Genomic DNA, 500 nt, shown 5'->3' with positions numbered 1-500 from the left:
TCGTGGCCGACGTGCTGCGCGGGCAGTATTTGCAGCAGCATGCCAGCGGCAACCGGGTGGCCTTCATGCTCTCCGCTGCGAATAAACAACCGGGTAGGCAACTGCTCGGATTGTTGGAAATAGTTTTCCAGACAGCTGGCAACCGAATCGCCTTCCAGACCCACCACCCCTTGATAGCGCTCACCTTCCTCGGGCGTAATGGTGATCACCAGATAGCCGTTACCTACCATGTCACGCAGCGTCGCATCGGGCGCAATCTCGTCTTGCAAGCGGGCAACACCGCGCATTTGCTGCTGATTATTGCCGTTGATAACGGCAAGTTTCAGCGGGCCGTCGCCCTGAAGCTGTACGGTAATATCGCCATTGAATTTCAACGTCGCCGTCAGCAGACTGGTGGCGGCCAGCATATCACCCAGCAGCAGGCGCACCGGAGCCGGGTAGTCGTGGTTTTCCAGAATTTGCTGGTAGGTATTACTGACCGTCACCAACTCGCCGCGAAC

General features: G+C 57.6%; 1 protein-coding gene. It reads right to left on the bottom strand.

Annotation, left to right across the window (positions count from 1 at the left end; translation table 11 throughout):
• Positions 1 to 500 (bottom strand): Hsp33 family molecular chaperone HslO (locus tag J5224_RS35530; RefSeq protein WP_264629451.1); only part of this gene is annotated, 500 nt, incomplete at both ends.

This window comes from Candidatus Symbiopectobacterium sp. NZEC135 (assembly GCF_025962695.1).
The sequence above is the reverse complement of the archived record's forward strand: the minus strand, read 5'-3'. Positions and strand labels throughout refer to the sequence as shown.